At 65.8% G+C, this 13,822-nt stretch carries 15 protein-coding genes and 1 pseudogene; 8 read left to right on the forward strand and 8 right to left on the reverse strand.

Translation table 11 applies throughout. From position 1 onward, the window contains the following. The 5 genes and pseudogenes from ACZ6DL_RS00005 to ACZ6DL_RS00025 all read right to left on the reverse strand — a co-directional run. Positions 1-401, reverse strand: a pseudogene (locus ACZ6DL_RS00005) (DNA-directed RNA polymerase subunit beta); the annotation flags it as partial. Between the two features lie 331 nt (positions 402-732). After that, entirely contained in the window at positions 733-1,938 is a 1,206-nt protein-coding gene (locus tag ACZ6DL_RS00010) for a Cmx/CmrA family chloramphenicol efflux MFS transporter (protein ID WP_466047844.1), read from the reverse strand. Between the two features lie 296 nt (positions 1,939-2,234). After that, positions 2,235-2,777 carry a hypothetical protein gene (locus tag ACZ6DL_RS00015; protein WP_466047846.1) on the reverse strand — a complete coding sequence of 181 codons (543 nt, stop codon included), beginning with the start codon at positions 2,775-2,777 and terminating at the stop codon, positions 2,235-2,237. A gap of 134 nt (positions 2,778-2,911) precedes the next feature. Then, complete coding sequence (locus tag ACZ6DL_RS00020) at positions 2,912-3,253, reverse strand: hypothetical protein (RefSeq protein WP_466047848.1); 342 nt, start codon at positions 3,251-3,253, stop codon at positions 2,912-2,914. After that, a complete protein-coding gene (locus ACZ6DL_RS00025; RefSeq protein WP_466047850.1) occupies positions 3,250-3,693 on the reverse strand; it encodes a hypothetical protein in 444 nt (147 codons plus the stop codon). The genes ACZ6DL_RS00020 and ACZ6DL_RS00025 overlap by 4 nt, the downstream gene beginning before the upstream one ends. Before the next feature lie 161 nt (positions 3,694-3,854). Here ACZ6DL_RS00025 and ACZ6DL_RS00030 point away from each other — a divergent pair, with 161 nt between their 5' ends. After that, on the forward strand, positions 3,855-4,727 hold the full coding sequence (locus ACZ6DL_RS00030) for a helix-turn-helix domain-containing protein (protein ID WP_466047852.1): 873 nt from the start codon (positions 3,855-3,857) through the stop codon (positions 4,725-4,727). Continuing rightward, positions 4,724-4,939 (forward strand): DUF397 domain-containing protein, encoded by a 216-nt coding sequence (locus ACZ6DL_RS00035; RefSeq protein WP_466047854.1) that lies wholly within the window; start codon positions 4,724-4,726, stop codon positions 4,937-4,939. The genes ACZ6DL_RS00030 and ACZ6DL_RS00035 overlap by 4 nt, the downstream gene beginning before the upstream one ends. A 104-nt stretch (positions 4,940-5,043) precedes the next feature. Here the strand turns inward: ACZ6DL_RS00035 and ACZ6DL_RS00040 are convergent, their stop codons facing one another. Further along, the gene (locus ACZ6DL_RS00040; protein WP_466047856.1) at positions 5,044-5,463 is read right to left on the reverse strand and encodes a hypothetical protein; all 420 of its coding nucleotides are present in this window, start codon (positions 5,461-5,463) and stop codon (positions 5,044-5,046) included. A gap of 136 nt (positions 5,464-5,599) precedes the next feature. Between ACZ6DL_RS00040 and ACZ6DL_RS00045 the strand changes: the two genes are divergently transcribed. The 5 genes from ACZ6DL_RS00045 (at position 5,600) to ACZ6DL_RS00065 (ending at position 9,631) form a co-directional block, all read left to right on the forward strand. Continuing rightward, entirely contained in the window at positions 5,600-6,262 is a 663-nt protein-coding gene (locus ACZ6DL_RS00045) for a DUF3558 domain-containing protein (protein ID WP_466047858.1), read from the forward strand. Between the two features lie 17 nt (positions 6,263-6,279). Continuing rightward, positions 6,280-6,663, forward strand: coding sequence for a hypothetical protein (locus tag ACZ6DL_RS00050; protein ID WP_466047859.1), 384 nt, complete (start codon positions 6,280-6,282; stop codon positions 6,661-6,663). Next, on the forward strand, positions 6,663-8,012 hold the full coding sequence (locus tag ACZ6DL_RS00055) for a hypothetical protein (protein WP_466047861.1): 1,350 nt from the start codon (positions 6,663-6,665) through the stop codon (positions 8,010-8,012). The genes ACZ6DL_RS00050 and ACZ6DL_RS00055 overlap by 1 nt, the downstream gene beginning before the upstream one ends. A gap of 11 nt (positions 8,013-8,023) precedes the next feature. Then, the gene (locus tag ACZ6DL_RS00060; RefSeq protein WP_466047863.1) at positions 8,024-8,797 is read left to right on the forward strand and encodes an ESX secretion-associated protein EspG; all 774 of its coding nucleotides are present in this window, start codon (positions 8,024-8,026) and stop codon (positions 8,795-8,797) included. A gap of 396 nt (positions 8,798-9,193) precedes the next feature. Further along, on the forward strand, positions 9,194-9,631 hold the full coding sequence (locus tag ACZ6DL_RS00065; RefSeq protein ID WP_466047865.1) for a VOC family protein: 438 nt from the start codon (positions 9,194-9,196) through the stop codon (positions 9,629-9,631). 266 nt (positions 9,632-9,897) lie between these two features. Here the strand turns inward: ACZ6DL_RS00065 and ACZ6DL_RS00070 are convergent, their stop codons facing one another. Then, positions 9,898-11,379, reverse strand: a complete 1,482-nt coding sequence (locus ACZ6DL_RS00070; protein WP_466047867.1) for an MFS transporter — start codon at positions 11,377-11,379, stop codon at positions 9,898-9,900. Positions 11,380-11,570: 191 nt separating this feature from the next. Continuing rightward, a complete protein-coding gene (locus ACZ6DL_RS00075; RefSeq protein WP_466047869.1) occupies positions 11,571-12,242 on the reverse strand; it encodes a FadR/GntR family transcriptional regulator in 672 nt (223 codons plus the stop codon). A 65-nt stretch (positions 12,243-12,307) separates the two neighbouring features. On the opposite strand from ACZ6DL_RS00075, the gene ACZ6DL_RS00080 reads away from it, so the two are divergent. Then, positions 12,308-13,561, forward strand: coding sequence for an MFS transporter (locus ACZ6DL_RS00080; RefSeq protein WP_466047871.1), 1,254 nt, complete (start codon positions 12,308-12,310; stop codon positions 13,559-13,561). Positions 13,562-13,822 lie beyond the last annotated feature (261 nt).

The raw sequence follows: 13,822 nt of genomic DNA on the forward strand, positions 1-13,822 counted from the left end.
TTGTTGATGAACTCCGCCGTCACGAACAGCGGAGCCGCATACGTCATGTCCTTGTCTTTGCACTCATCGATCGAGGCCTTGACCTCTTCGAAGCGGGGATCGGACAGGGTCAGCGACATAGTTCCGGCGAAATCCTCGATCGGGGAGAGCTCCTCGAGCACCTCCGCCAATCCGCCCGCCCGTGCGCCGCCGCGCGCCGCCGCCCGTTCGTGGCGGGCGGGCGCACCGATCAACCAATCGAACGAATCGAGCTGGATATCCAGCAACCCCGGAACATCGAGGGGCTCACGAATTTTGGCGAACGAGACCCGCTTCGGCGCCCCGGAGACCCCGGTCTCGACGGGCATTCCTGCATCGACGTCGGCCTGACTCGAGATTGTCAAGATGCGTCCTTCCAGCACCGCGCGCCGCCCATGCGTTCGCGTGGTCGTCGCGGTATCTGCTTGTCCTGTGGGCGATAGTTCTCCTGTGCGCACCGTGCTGGACTGTGCCCGAACATGCCTCGACAACAACGGGTAGAAGGTGGCACGCCGACAGTGCCACTTTCCACAGTCATTTCGTATTTCGAGAGTTGGACAGCACGCGACCCGGCGCGAAGCCTTAAATTACACCCAAACTTGGCCGATGTCGAGGACATCAAGAAATAGACACATGATTTCTCGTGTCTTCCCAGATTTATAGTGACATCTCGATCTGCGGTTCGTCAAGTCTATTAGCGGTAATTCGCCAGCTTCACTCGATCGGGTCTCCCGCCGGGGCCGCGGCGGTCGCCACTCGGGGTGTGACCGGCCTTCGCGAGGGCAGGACGACAGCCGCCGCGGCGATCGTGAAGGCGACGCCGCACCACAACGCCTTCGCGGGCTGACCGGTGTGGTCGACGACCACGGCGGCGGTGGCGGGGCCGAGGACAGCGCCGACATTGAACGCGGTGGTGGCCAGCGCGCCCGCGATCCGTGGCGCGGTGGGCGCGGCGGTCTGCACGATCGTCGCGATCAGCGTCGATCCCACCCCGAACGCGATCGCCCCGGACACCGTCGCCATGATCGCCACCCCGGGCAGGGTGTGCGCGGTCCAAGCGGCCAGCAACCACACTCCGACGAGCCCGCTCGTACCGAGCGTGATGATTCGTTCTCGATGACGGTCGCTGTAGCGGCCGGTGAACGTCACACCGACGAACGATCCGATGCCGAACAAAGCCAGCACGATCGGCACCCAGCGGCAACCCGGCTCGGCGAGCCCGGCGGTGATCGAACCGAGGAATGTGAACCCCGCGAACGTCGCGGCGTTCACCAGTATCGCGACCAGGACCGCGACGAGAACCGGGCGTGTGCGCAGCACCGTCCACTCCTGCACCGAAGAGGGTCCCTGGGGCGTCCGCCGATCACCGGCGCGCACAGCGCGAGGCACCATCGCCCACACCGGCATCACCACAGCACCGCTGATAACGGCGACGGCCCAGAACGCGGCACGCCACCCCCACACTTGTCCCAGCAGAGTTCCGGCCGGTACACCCGCGATGCAGGCCACGGTCACCCCGGAAACCACCACCGAGGTCGCGCGGCCCACCATGGCGGGGTCGACCAAGCGCGGCAGAGCGGCCAGCACGATGGCCAGGAACCCCGCGTTGGCGACCGCCGCGACGACCCTGGTCGTCAGCAGCACCGCGAACTCGCTGGTCACCGCGCCGACGACATGAGTCGCGCAGAACACCGTCAAGAACGCCGCTACCGAATGCCGGACCGGCAACCGGCCCGCCGCCACCGCCATCGCCGGTGCGCCGAGCACCATGCCCGCCGCGAACAGCGAGGTCAGCAGACCGGCCGTGCCGAGTGAGACCCCGAGATCGTCGGCGATCCGCTCCAGCAACCCCGACACCATGAATTCGGACGTGCCCTGCGCGAACACCGCGACAGCCAGCACGAACACCACAATGGGCATAAAAGGACAACTCCCCGGATAGGGGCGCCGCGCAGCCGACGCGGCGCCCGAGATGGTCGCGGAATCGGGCGAACCCGTCGCCCGATCGCGGAGAAACGAACATCGTCCGGCGTCGCGAAAAACCTGCCGGTCGTGCGACGACCAGCAGTTTCTGCATTCACAACGCCGCCCAGCGCATATGCCGGGCGGCTATCGTCTGGACGCCTCCGGGGAATTCACGTCCACACCATAAACAACGCGCCCGGGCGGGGCCAAGACAATTACCGATCCGCTTTCAGACCGGAAGTGCCGGTGCTTCAGTGTGACCGTAGGCGCGTTATGGCGGCGTGGTTCGCCTGCGGATCCAGCGCTATGGCCGCCGCCCAGACGTGTGCCGCGACAGCGCGCTGATCGAACAGGGTGACCCAGGCGTCGGTGGACGCGCGGGTGTCCTTCACCCAGGTGGGCGTCGGTCCGAGTTCGGGAAGGTGCGTGTAGGTCAGCGCCGTGTAGGCGCGTGCGCGGGCATCGAAAATCGTTGCCGCGCACATGGGGTCGGCGGTGGCGCGTTCGCTCAGCAGGCCCGCCTCCGCGGCCTGTATCGCATCCGGCGGGACGCCGTCGGCTCCGGGGAATATCTCGCCCACGGTCAGGTAGGCCAGGCCGAAGCCCCACACGCGGCGCGTGAATCGCCGGATCAGCCATTCGGCCGAATCCAGGATGGGGGAGCGGTCGGCGTCGGGATCGAGCACGATCGCGGTGTGGGCCGCGTCCTGCGCCGTGGAGGTCTCCGCGTGGGCGAATCCCCAGAAGTGCACGGTGTCGGAGCCGGCGGAATCCGCGCTGCGTTCGGCCATCATCGTCGTGAGTATCGAGTCGATCGTGGTCCTCGGTGGATATCGGATGGTGGAATTCGTCGGCTTGGGGGTCGCGGGTCGCGGTCGATTTCGTCGCTTGGACATTCGGCTCTCGGTTACCTGTGTGAAGTAGTGGATCAGGCCAACTCATCCGCTCGGGGCGGGACAGGAAGGTCTGCGGTGCGCGCCCCGTGCGCGGGCAGCAGAACATCCCAGAACTCGGCGCGGACCGCGTCCCACAGCCGGAAGTGGCGCGGGAACCATTCGCGGACCTGCGCCAGATCTGGCAGTGCGCGCTCGTCGAAGGCGACGAGACCGCTCTGCCCCAAGGGAATCGGCACGGTGTCGCCGTTGTCGCGCAGCCGGTAGGCCGGTGTGGGGTCGGACTCGTCGCGGAAGAACACGATCTCGATCCGACTTCCCACCACCCGCCAGGAAGCCTGCACGGCTCCGGTCGTGGTGCGATGCAACCGGCTCACCCCCGCAGAGCATCGGGTGGGGCCGCCAAGGCCGACAATCGCTCCAGCACCGCTTGGATCGTCTGCACGTCGAGGGCGCGGTCGATGTTGCCGCTTTCGTCATGTGACGGGAATTTGATTCCTCGTGCGGCGGCACGTTCCCGGTGGCTCACCGCCTGCGGTGTCAGCCGTCCCGCTATCACCAGAGTGCGGTACGCAGCCGCCTTCCACGCACATCGCTCGATCCGGCAAGTCAGGTGCGCCCGCATCTGCTCGTGCGCCAGCCGCACGTCGGCGCGCGCGCAGACTCCGGGCGGAACGAGTAGTCCATCCACTACCTCGCGACGCCGGTGCCGGTGGGTCCCGATGCCATGCCCCGTCGGCTGTTGATCGTCCGTAATCCGCTCCGACGCGCGGGAATTCGTGACGAAATCGAGTTCTGTTCCGTGTTGATCGGCCATGTGCATATGCTGCGAACGTGCTCGCGACGGGGAGCTCGAATCGGCCGGTGCCCAGCAATCGGCGCGTACGCGCTGAGCGCTTCCCGAGTGGGCGGACATCGATTCCCGCCGTGGGAAAAAGCAGGTCACACCGTGGGATAGCAGGGGAGGACGCAACGGAAATGGTCGGTACCAAGTCGGACATCGGCCGGACGACGCTGCCGCGTCGCCAGTTGGGCCGCGCACTGCGCGACGCGCGTCAGGCCGGCGGTTACACCCTCGAGCAGGTAGCCGAAGTCCTGGAGATCAGCCGATCCTCGCTCGGACGGCTGGAACTAGGGCAGAACGAGAAGATCAAAGTTCGGGACATCGAGTACATCTGCCAGTACTACGGGATGCCGGACGAGCGGATCGAGTACCTGAAATCGCTTGTGGATCAAGCCAACACAAAGGTTTGGTGGCAAGACTATCGCAGTCTGATCCGGCCGGGGTTCAATACTTATCTCCATCTCGAGGTAGCGGCGGCTGAACTCCACTTTTTCCAGTCGCTTATCGTTCCCGGCCTGTTGCAGACCGCCGATTATGCGAGAAATGTGGAATCGCATCCACTGAGGGTCACCTTGGAGGAAGTGGAGAGACGTGTAGCTCTGCGAATGAGACGAGCCGCAATACTGACGCGCCGCCATATGCCGACACGAGCGGAGTTCTTGCTGCATGAGGCGGTGTTACATACTGTGGTCGGCTCCGATCGGACCATGGCTGGCCAGCACCGACATATTGCCGATTTGAGTGTGAGAGACAACATATCGATCCGAATCGTGCCCTTCGCCGCAGGGTTGCCTTCAGGAGCGGCTATACCGCCCTACATAATCCTGGACTTCCTTCATGAGCCGTCGGTTGTCTACACCGAAGGAGCTGTAGGAACGATGATATTCGAGCAGCGCGACGATGTAACGAGATTTCAGACGATCTTCGACGACCTTCGTGGCGCTGCTCTGCAAGAGCAGCCTTCGAGAGACCTGCTGAGAACCATGGCAAGGAGATACGATCGGTGACTAGTGAGCTATCGAGCGCACGATGGTTTAAGTCGAGCCATAGCGATGGTGGTGAAGCATGTGTGGAGATTGCTTGGATCGGCGCAGGCCGGGTTGGCGTCCGTGATTCGAAGAATCCGACCGGCTCGGTGTTGATCTTCGTGCCGGGTCAATGGGACGCCTTCATCGCCCGCGTCAAGGGGAGCGGGTTGGGCCTACATTCGGATCTGTGAATCTGGCGGTAGCCGATAGACGGCCCGGACGTCGGCTTCCCAGCTGATGTCCAGGCCGTATCCCCTGGGCGCGACCGAAGTCGCGCACTACCGGTCTATCCAGTTCAGCGGCGGCTGAGCCAGACTGCCGCCAGTGGGTAGGGAGCGATAATCGGAGTCCCGGCGATATTCACCGTTCCGCTCCAGAGCCCTTGGCGGGGGTCGATGTCATGCAGGTCGAGGCCGAGCGGCACGAAGTCGAACGAAACATAGGTCTCGTCCGGGCCGACCGGCGTCTGATGCCCGCCCCGGCTCGAGCCGCCGCAGACCAGCGCCACTGTCCTGCCATCGACAAAGACTTGCAGGTCGCAGTTCTCGATCGGTGACCCGATCACATTGGAGGGGCCTCTCCCGATGTGGTAGGTCCCCGGCGGGATAACACCGTTGCGCGGAAACTCCGGATCATCAGCGGAGGCAACGGCTGGAGCGACAGAGACTGCGGCAGCGGCCAGCGCGAACCCGGCTGCGATCTTGCCAAACTTCATCGATTAGCTCCTTCGAAAATCAGTCGAACTCAGTCGTATGTCCTAGCTTTCGTTCAGCTCGTTACTGCACTGCCACCCTAGATCCGGAACCAAACCCGCTACCCCCGAACGCGGAGAGCCCTTCAGTCAGCGCGCGGTGCCCGAGCCACAGGCCGCGTCGCATCCGGCGCGCTCCGGACACCCGCAGGACCAGCGCAGGCAGGGGAACACCATGTGGTTGTCTGCTAATGTTGCCGAACCTGAGTCGTCGCGGGTCGAGAGGGTGGGGATGAGTCGTCGAATCACGTTGGCACTGCTTATCGGTGCGCTGGCGACCGGGGTTGTCGGCTGTGAGGACACCACGAGCGGATCGCCGACGGTGGGTTCCAGTACGACAGCGGCCCAGGCTCTGTTCAACCCGTGCACGGGGATTCCTGATGAGGCTTTGCGGGCGGCTGGTGTCGATCCGGCGACCGAGGAGCCCGGTATCGCCGGGGTGCCTCAGTCCGGCTGGGAGATCTGCAATTGGGAAGGTTCCCGATACTTCGTCTCAGTGTTTACCACTGCCCGCTCAGTTTCGGAGTTCGAGAAGAAGCCTGGTAACGTCGACTTCCGGGACGTGACAGTCGCCGGTCGTGCAGGACGGCAATTCAAGGTCGAGGGCGCATCGAAAGACCTGCTCTGTGACGCACTGTTTCCAGTGCGGCAGGGCGTGATTCAGTTGCGCGTCTCCAACAAGGCCTCGATCAGCAACCTCGAGGAGCCTTGTGCAACCCTATATAGGGTGGGCGATGCTATCGTGCCGGTATTGCCGCAATAACTGGGGAGGGATTTCCGATGAGCGAGGCCAACGCGGCGACTTGGAAGAACTTGGCCGGTCAGGCCCGTGCGGGGGAGCTGTATCTCGATGATGAGAACGCCGCATACCTATGCGCCAAGGCGTGCGATGAGCGTCTCGCTGAGTTGAACAGAATTCTCTCCTCGACGCAAGGCGTTCAGAACATCTCCGGTTTCGGTGATTTCACTATGGCTGCTGCCTTGACCAAGAAATTCTTGAAACAGGCCACGGGGGAGTCTAATTCAATCGATCAGGTCATTCGAGAGCATATCGAGACGGTGCAGAACATGCGAGAAGTCATGGCGATCTCGTTCAAGCGGATCACCGGGCAGGACGTCGAGAACGCGGCGCAGATCGCGGGTACCACTGAGCAGGTGCGCTGATGGGTAATCCGTACGGTGGTATGCCGCAATTTCAGGTCGATCAAGGGCTGGGCTCGGCTATGTGGCGCAGTCTCAGCGATTGGATCGCGGGTGAGGAGTTGCAGCCGAAGGTCGATGCGGCCGAGGTGCAGGGTAGGTACAACCAGCAGCGGGACGGCGTGCGCGGCCGAGCTGCCGGTGTCGGGTTCGAGGGCGCATTCCGGCCGAGGGAGGTTCTGGATGCGGACGAGTTCGAGCGCCACGATGTCGCCACGCTGCGTCAGAAGGTCGATCACATCGATCTGAACGCGGTGAACGATCTGATCGCCGCGTGGAACACGATCGCGGATCGGCACCAGACCTCGCTGGAAACCTTCAAGACGGCGATGGAGCGGGCCACCGATGACAGTGTGTGGCGTGGTGGGGCGCGCAATGCCGCGGCCAGTGCGGTCAGTGACTATGCCGCCCAAGGTGCGCAGGTGTCGAACGCGGCCCGGCTGACCGGAAACAAGCTGTCGGAATTGCTGACCGGACTGGAGCCGACCAAGCAACTGGTTCCGCACGCGCCGGAACATCGCAGCGGATGGGACAATCTGCGTGGATTCGTGGTCGGGCGAGATTGGCGCAATGACGACGTCGCCGAGCACAACGCGAAAACAGAGGCGTTGCGGGTGCTTCGCACCGTGTACTCCCCGGTCGTCATGGAGTCCGATACCAACGTCCCAGTGATTCCCCGTCCGGTGTCGGCTGCGAACCCGAACGGCAACGGCGACGGTAGCAATCCACGGAGCACGAACAGTGGCAGCGGGAGCCCCTCGGGGACATCGTCGCCCAGTTCGAATCCTGCCGATACGAACTCCACCGACGATCCGTCGACTCCGTCGAGCACCGAGCCCTCGGACACCACCTCCGAAACGCCGGAGTCGACCAGTACCGACCCGGCGTCCACCACGGAGGATTCGACCACACCCGCTTCCACCACACCGGCGACCACACCTGCTTCGACGACGCCTACGCCGAGCACATCGCCGAACAGTCCTGGCACCCCGCACACGAGCACGCCGGGGAGTCCGGGCAGCCCTGGAAGTCCGACCAACCCGGGTGCGCCTGGTGTCTCGGTTCCGTCCAAAGGCGCACCGACCAACCCCAACGCGGTTGCGGCGGCCGCGCGTACCAATGCCTCGCCTGGCCGCGCCGGTACGGGCGGCATGGGTGGCATGGCCCCCGGTGCGCGCGGCGGCCAATCCGACGAGGAATCCACCAAGGGGATCCCGGACTACCTGATCACTCAGGAACACGGCAATGAGCTCATGGGGCTCGATGAGCTGCCCAGGACGGTGCCGCCGGTCATCGGTGACAACCCACGGTAAGGACGTCATCGATGCCCGAGGTGCAGAGCTGGCGGTTCACCGCGCTCGAATTCCGGACGCTGTGGGAGTCCACCGGCCGGGACGTGCTGCCGTATCCCTTGCAGCACCAGTACACGACGGAATTCCGGTCGGAGAGCTTGCGGTTGCGGCAGGCGGCTGCGCAGTCGCTGCGCCCGCGCATAGATGATGATCTGCTGCGTGCGGTCGAAGTGCTGCTGGCGCCGGAGGCCCGGGTGGAAGTGGCCGGATTCGCCGGCAAGCGCAGGGACCGCAAGCTGCGGGCGCATGCGGGAGTGCACTACGAGCACGGCGCGATCGCGGTGCAGGAACCGGGGCCGGACGTCGAGCACGGCGGCGATGTGGTGTTGACGTTGCTGTCCGCCGGTGCGGTGGCGCGGGCCGTGGTCGACGTGTTCCCCGCCTGTGGGCCGGGGCAGGGTAAGCAGTTGCAGGCTTCCGCGGAGGAATTGGCGCGGCCGCGTCCGCCGGTGCGCGACGCGTGGCGGCCGACGCCGCGGGAGGAGTTCGAGCGGTTCTTCACCCGGGCGATGACCTTGATCGGTCACGTGGGCGTCTACGCGATGGGAAGCGTGGACAATCGGCACGTCGACGGGCGCAAGGATTTCCAGCTCAACGATGTCGAGAAGGACGGCAGGTACGTCACTTTCGGCGACGACCTGGTGACGATCAAACCCACCACTTCCGAACGCATCGCCGCCACCCTGCAACAGATGATCGGCAGAACCGTCAAGGACGTGCGCGACGGGGTGCACTTACCGTACTGACCTCGCGAGCGGCGAGGCGTTTCGCCGCCGTCGGCAGTGCCGCCACCACGTTCGCCCCTAACCGCCGCGCGTCACCGCAGGCCGGCTCAGGGCGTGCCGCCGCTCCCTGGGCCTGAGGCGAAGCGGTGGGAGTGCGCCGCCGCAGCCCTGCCTCCGGCAGGTCACGACACGCGCGATACACGCCACCGCCCCCGACTCAGCAGAAGCCGTGCGGCCGACATGTAGAGAACGCCACGGCGGCTCCGTCCCAGGAGTAGACGGCCGAACCCGTCCGCATGGGCACGCACCGCCAGGCCCACGCCCAACGACAATGAGACCTCCGGAGCGCACGTGCCTACCTGTCGAGATCGGCGCGACAGCTCCGTTCCACAGCGCGAAACATAAGGAGTAGAAGTCATGCCCATCAAGTTGGAGAACGTCGCCATCGCGGTCCGCGACCTCGAAGCGACGATCGCCTTTTTCACCGACCTCGGTCTGACCGTCATCGGCCGGGACACGGTCAGCGGCGAGTGGACCGACACCGCCGTCGGCCTCGACGGCAATCACGCCAAGATCGCTATGCTCCAGACCCCGGACGGCAACGGTCGGCTCGAGCTCTTCGAGTACATCCACCCCACCGCGATCGAGACGAGCCCGACCCTGCCCAACGAGATCGGGATGCACCGCGTCGCGTTCTCGGTGGACGACATCGACGAGGCCCTCGAGATCGCGGCGAGGCACGGCTGCCACCCTCTGCGCGGCGTGGCGACCTACAGGGACGTCTACAAGCTCACCTATGTCCGCGGCCCCAGTGGCATCATCGTGATGCTTGCCGAGGAGCTGAACAAGAACTGACCCGCGCGCCCCCGGCGCACACCTCGCGATACCGGCACGCATCAGCGCCGCGGGCTGGAGCGAGCAAAGCGCCGATCAGGCACATTCTCTCGGAACGCCAAAGCCGAACGCCCGCCCATCGTCCCGGTGCAAGCCGGAACCCGTTGCGGACCCGGGCTTCACCCGGGCGATGAGCGGACGTTCGGTTGGGCGGCTCCGCCGGAGGGGGACGGCGGTGGTGACGCCCGTGTCCCGCGGTGTCCGAGCCGCGGGACCGGCTGGGGCGGTCAGACGTTCGCGTAGGCCAGCGAGGGAACGCGCTGGATGGCGAACGAGGACCGCAGGTAGAACCACCAGGTGACGGTGGCCATCACCAGGAAGGCCCCGGCGTAGGCCCAGAACGCGGGAGCCATGCTGTGCAGGTGGGTGTTGGACAGCCGCAGGGCCTGCTGCAACAGCCAGCCGCCGGAGGCGCCGACCGCGCCGATGACGCCGATCGCCGCGCCCGCCTGGCGTTTGGCCGAAGCGGCGGCCTCGGCCGCGTCGAGGCCGTGCTCGGAGGCGTACTTCTTGGACTCGGCGCTGAAGATGGTCGGGATCATCCGGTAGGTCGAGCCGTTGCCGATGCCGGTGAGCACGAACAGCAGCAGGAACGCCAGCAGGTAGAGCGGGAAGCTCTTCAGTTCCAGCCCCACCATGATCAGCGCGACCGCGATCGCCATGCCGCCGAAGACGTAGAAGGTGATCTTCGCGCCGCCGACCTTGTCGGACACCCAGCCGCCGAACGGCCTGCTGAACGACCCGACCAGCGCGCCGAGGAACGCGAGGTTACCGAGCGTGGTGATCCAGCCGATCTTGGCCAGGTCCGGGAAGTTGGCCTTGATCAGCGTCGGGAAGGCGAAGGAGAAGCCGATGAACGAGCCGAAGGTGCCGATGTAGAGGATCGCCATCACCCAGGTGTGCCGGTTGGTGAGCGCGAGCCGGTAGGACTTGCCGTCGGACTTGGCGGTGCTGATGCTGTCCATGTAGCGCAGCGCGCCGAACGCGGCGGCCAGGATGAACGGCACCCAGACCAGCACCGACAGCGTGATGCCGAAGCGGTAGCCGCCCGGGTCCTTGGCCATGAGGTGCGTGCCGAAGGTGATCAGCAGCGGCAGCACCAGCTGCGTCTGGGCGACGCCCAGGTTGCCGCCCGCGGCGTTGATGCCCAGCGCCGCACCCTTCTTGCCCTCGGGGAAGAAGAAGTTGATGTTGGCCATCGAGGAGGAGAAGTTGCCGCCGCCGACGCCCGCGAGCGCCGCCAGCAGCAGGAACACCCACATCGGCGTGCCGGGCTGGTTGACGAACCAGGCCAGGCCGAGCGTCGGAATCAGCAGCATCCCCGCGCTGAACACGGTGAACGCCCGACCGCCGAACCGGGGGATGGCGAAGGTGTACGGAATGCGCAGCGCGGCGCCGACCAGGGTGGGGGTGGAGGTGAGCAGCAGGGCGTTGCTCACCGCGATGGGGTTGCCCTTGCCCAGACCGGCGAGGAAGTCGAATCCGGCGGCGCCCATGCTGGTCACGACGGTGCCCCAGATGACCCAGATGCTGAAGCCGAGATTCTCGGCGAATACGGAGAACATCAAATTCTTGCGCGCGGTTTTCGCGCCACCGGATTCCCAGAACTCCGCGTTGTCCGGATCCCAGTGATCGAGCCAGCGTCCACGTTTCTGGTATTCGAAAGTCGTTGGGTGCGACTGCTGGCCGGTGGCTGCTACGACGGTCATCGGCTTCCTCTCGATTCGGCTCGACCGGCCCTCATCGCGGCTGTGCCGCCGGCGGCTGTCGAGTGCCTGGCTACGGTCGAGATAAAGGTAGGAGCCGCGTGTTGCGTCCCCGTGGCCTTCGATGACGTTCCCGGCAAATCCGACTCACATCGCGCGGCCCCGAATGGTGACCACTCGGTTACCTACGCCGTTTATCGCGCGTCCGGATATTCCGCGATGAGCGAGTTGAGGAAGCACCGCGTCTCGGAGGCGGCGCGTTCGGGATCGCCGTCGATCACCGCGTGCACCAAGGCGGCGTGCTCCTCGGGATAGGAGTCGTCGGACTTCGATGTCCGTGCGCGGATGACCTGTTCGATGATGGGCAGCAGCGAATCGTAGAACTCGAGGTACACCGCGTTGTGGCTCGCGACGACGATCGCGCGGTGCAACTGGACGTCCGCCTCGATCGCGGCGGCGGAGTTCTCGTCCCACTTCTTGTCGCGTTCGGCCAGCAGGCGCAGCAGATTCGCGATATCGGTGTCGTCGCGGCGGCGCGCGGCCAGGCCCGCGGCGGTGACGTCCAGCGCGAGGCGCAGTTCCAGGACGTCGCGTTCCTCGGCGTCGGCGAAATACTTGCCCAGGGTTCCGCCGAGGTCCGACGCCGCGATCACGTAGGTGCCGGAACCTTGGCGACGCTCCAGCATGCCGGCGTGCACGAGGGCCTGGACGGCCTCGCGCACCGTGTTGCGGCCGGTGCCGGTGAGCTCGGTGAGCTCCGGCTCGGTCGGGATGCGGGAGCCGATCGGCCAACGGCCGGAACGAATTTCGGCACGCAGCTGATCGGTCACCTGGGCGATGAGGCTGGTGCGCCGGACGGGTTGCACCTCGACAGAGTACCGCCCATCACAAATCGTTGCCGGTCATCATCCGGTCATCCTATGATTTCTCGGTGACTGTGACCCTTCCCGGAACCGAGGCTCGCCAGGAATCCGTCCTGGTCGAGCGCCGTCGACGTGCGCTGACCGAGGGCCGCCTGCTGGTGCTCACCGCCATCGTGATGTCGGCGCTCACGCTGCGGGTCGCCGTCACCGCGTACAGCCCGCTGGCCGAGCGGATCGGTGCCGAGATCGGTTACGGGGCCGCGGTTGTCGGCGTCTTCGGCATGATCCCCACCGCCATGTTCGCGCTGTCCGGGCTGCTCACCCCGGTCCTGGCGGTCCGCCTCGGGCTGGAGCGCACCGCGCTGACGGCCATGCTGATGGCGGGCGCGGGCATGGTGCTGCGGGTGCTGATGTCGGGCACCGCCGAACTGCTCGTCTTCTCGGCCCTCGCCCTCGCGGGCATGGGCATCGGCAACGTGGTGATCCCGCCGCTGGTGAAGCGGTACTTCCCGGATCGACTCGCCGTGATCAGCTCGCTGTACATCGTGATGGTGCAACTCGGCACGGTCGTGCCCGCCTTCACCGCGGTCCCGGTCGCGGACGCGCACGGCTGGCGCGTGTCGCTCGGGGTGTGGGGTGTTCTGGGCTTCGCCGCGGCGGTGCCGTGGCTGGCGGTGCTGCGCGGCAGGCGCGGACACGACGGCGCGGACCGGACGGCCGTGCCGGAGCAGCCGCCCACCGGGCGCGTGTGGCGCTCGCCCATCGCCTGGGGAATGGCGGGCATGTTCGGCATGACCTCGCTCACCACCTACGCGATGTTCACCTGGTTGCCGAAGATCCTGAGCGAGGCGGGCGCGAGCGCCGCGTACGGCGGGGCCATGGTCGGTCTGTTCGCCGTGGTCGGCCTGGTGGCCGCGCTCACCGCACCGACCGTGGTCGCCCGGTTCCGCAATCCGTTCCCGGTGGTGGTTGGCTGCGCGGTGCTGTTCTTCATCGCGTTCACCGGACTGCTCATCGCGCCGATGGCCGCGCCGATTCTCTGGGTCGTCGTGCTCGGTCTCGGCCCGAGCACCTTCCCGATGGCGCTGACGCTGATCAACCTGCGCACCCGCACCCCTGCCGGGTCGGCCGCGCTGTCCGGCTTCACCCAGGGCGTCGGGTACGCCGTGGCCTGCGTGGGCCCGCTGCTGTTCGGCGTGCTGCACACCGCGACGGGTGGGTGGCTGGTTCCGTTCGCGCTGCTCGGCGTGGCGGTGCTGGTGCTGCTGGCGGGCGCCTGGCACGCGTGCAAGCCACGGCTGCTCGAAGACACCTGGAATTGAGGCGCGGCGCCGTCGGCGCCGAATCTCACAGCTCCGGTTGCGCGACTGTGCGAACAGGGTGAGGATGTGCGCATCCGAATTGTGCGACGTAGCGCGCATCACACCTCACCGCCCCCGGAATTCGAATTCTGTTCTTTTGTGACGCATGGAAACCGTTGTGTCACATGCCTGAAACATTCCCGCGAAACTCACCCCCGATCGACGGTAATCGTGAGCAACCGTTGATTTGACGGTCATTTCGCGCAGCATTTCGGCAATACC

The sequence above is a fragment of the Nocardia sp. NPDC041819 genome, assembly GCF_055590505.1.

What these genes read in the sequence shown, in the direction of transcription:
- ACZ6DL_RS00010 (WP_466047844.1), bottom strand. Translation starts at nt 1,938, where the DNA reads ATGCCCATTGTGGTGTTCGTGCTGGCTGTCGCGGTGTTCGCGCAGGGC.
- ACZ6DL_RS00015 (WP_466047846.1), bottom strand. Translation starts at nt 2,777, where the DNA reads ATGATGGCCGAACGCAGCGCGGATTCCGCCGGCTCCGACACCGTGCAC.
- ACZ6DL_RS00025 (WP_466047850.1), bottom strand. Translation starts at nt 3,693, where the DNA reads ATGGCCGATCAACACGGAACAGAACTCGATTTCGTCACGAATTCCCGC.
- ACZ6DL_RS00030 (WP_466047852.1), top strand. Translation starts at nt 3,855, where the DNA reads ATGGTCGGTACCAAGTCGGACATCGGCCGGACGACGCTGCCGCGTCGC.
- ACZ6DL_RS00040 (WP_466047856.1), bottom strand. Translation starts at nt 5,463, where the DNA reads ATGAAGTTTGGCAAGATCGCAGCCGGGTTCGCGCTGGCCGCTGCCGCA.
- ACZ6DL_RS00050 (WP_466047859.1), top strand. Translation starts at nt 6,280, where the DNA reads ATGAGCGAGGCCAACGCGGCGACTTGGAAGAACTTGGCCGGTCAGGCC.
- ACZ6DL_RS00055 (WP_466047861.1), top strand. Translation starts at nt 6,663, where the DNA reads ATGGGTAATCCGTACGGTGGTATGCCGCAATTTCAGGTCGATCAAGGG.
- ACZ6DL_RS00060 (WP_466047863.1), top strand. Translation starts at nt 8,024, where the DNA reads ATGCCCGAGGTGCAGAGCTGGCGGTTCACCGCGCTCGAATTCCGGACG.
- ACZ6DL_RS00065 (WP_466047865.1), top strand. Translation starts at nt 9,194, where the DNA reads ATGCCCATCAAGTTGGAGAACGTCGCCATCGCGGTCCGCGACCTCGAA.
- ACZ6DL_RS00070 (WP_466047867.1), bottom strand. Translation starts at nt 11,379, where the DNA reads ATGACCGTCGTAGCAGCCACCGGCCAGCAGTCGCACCCAACGACTTTC.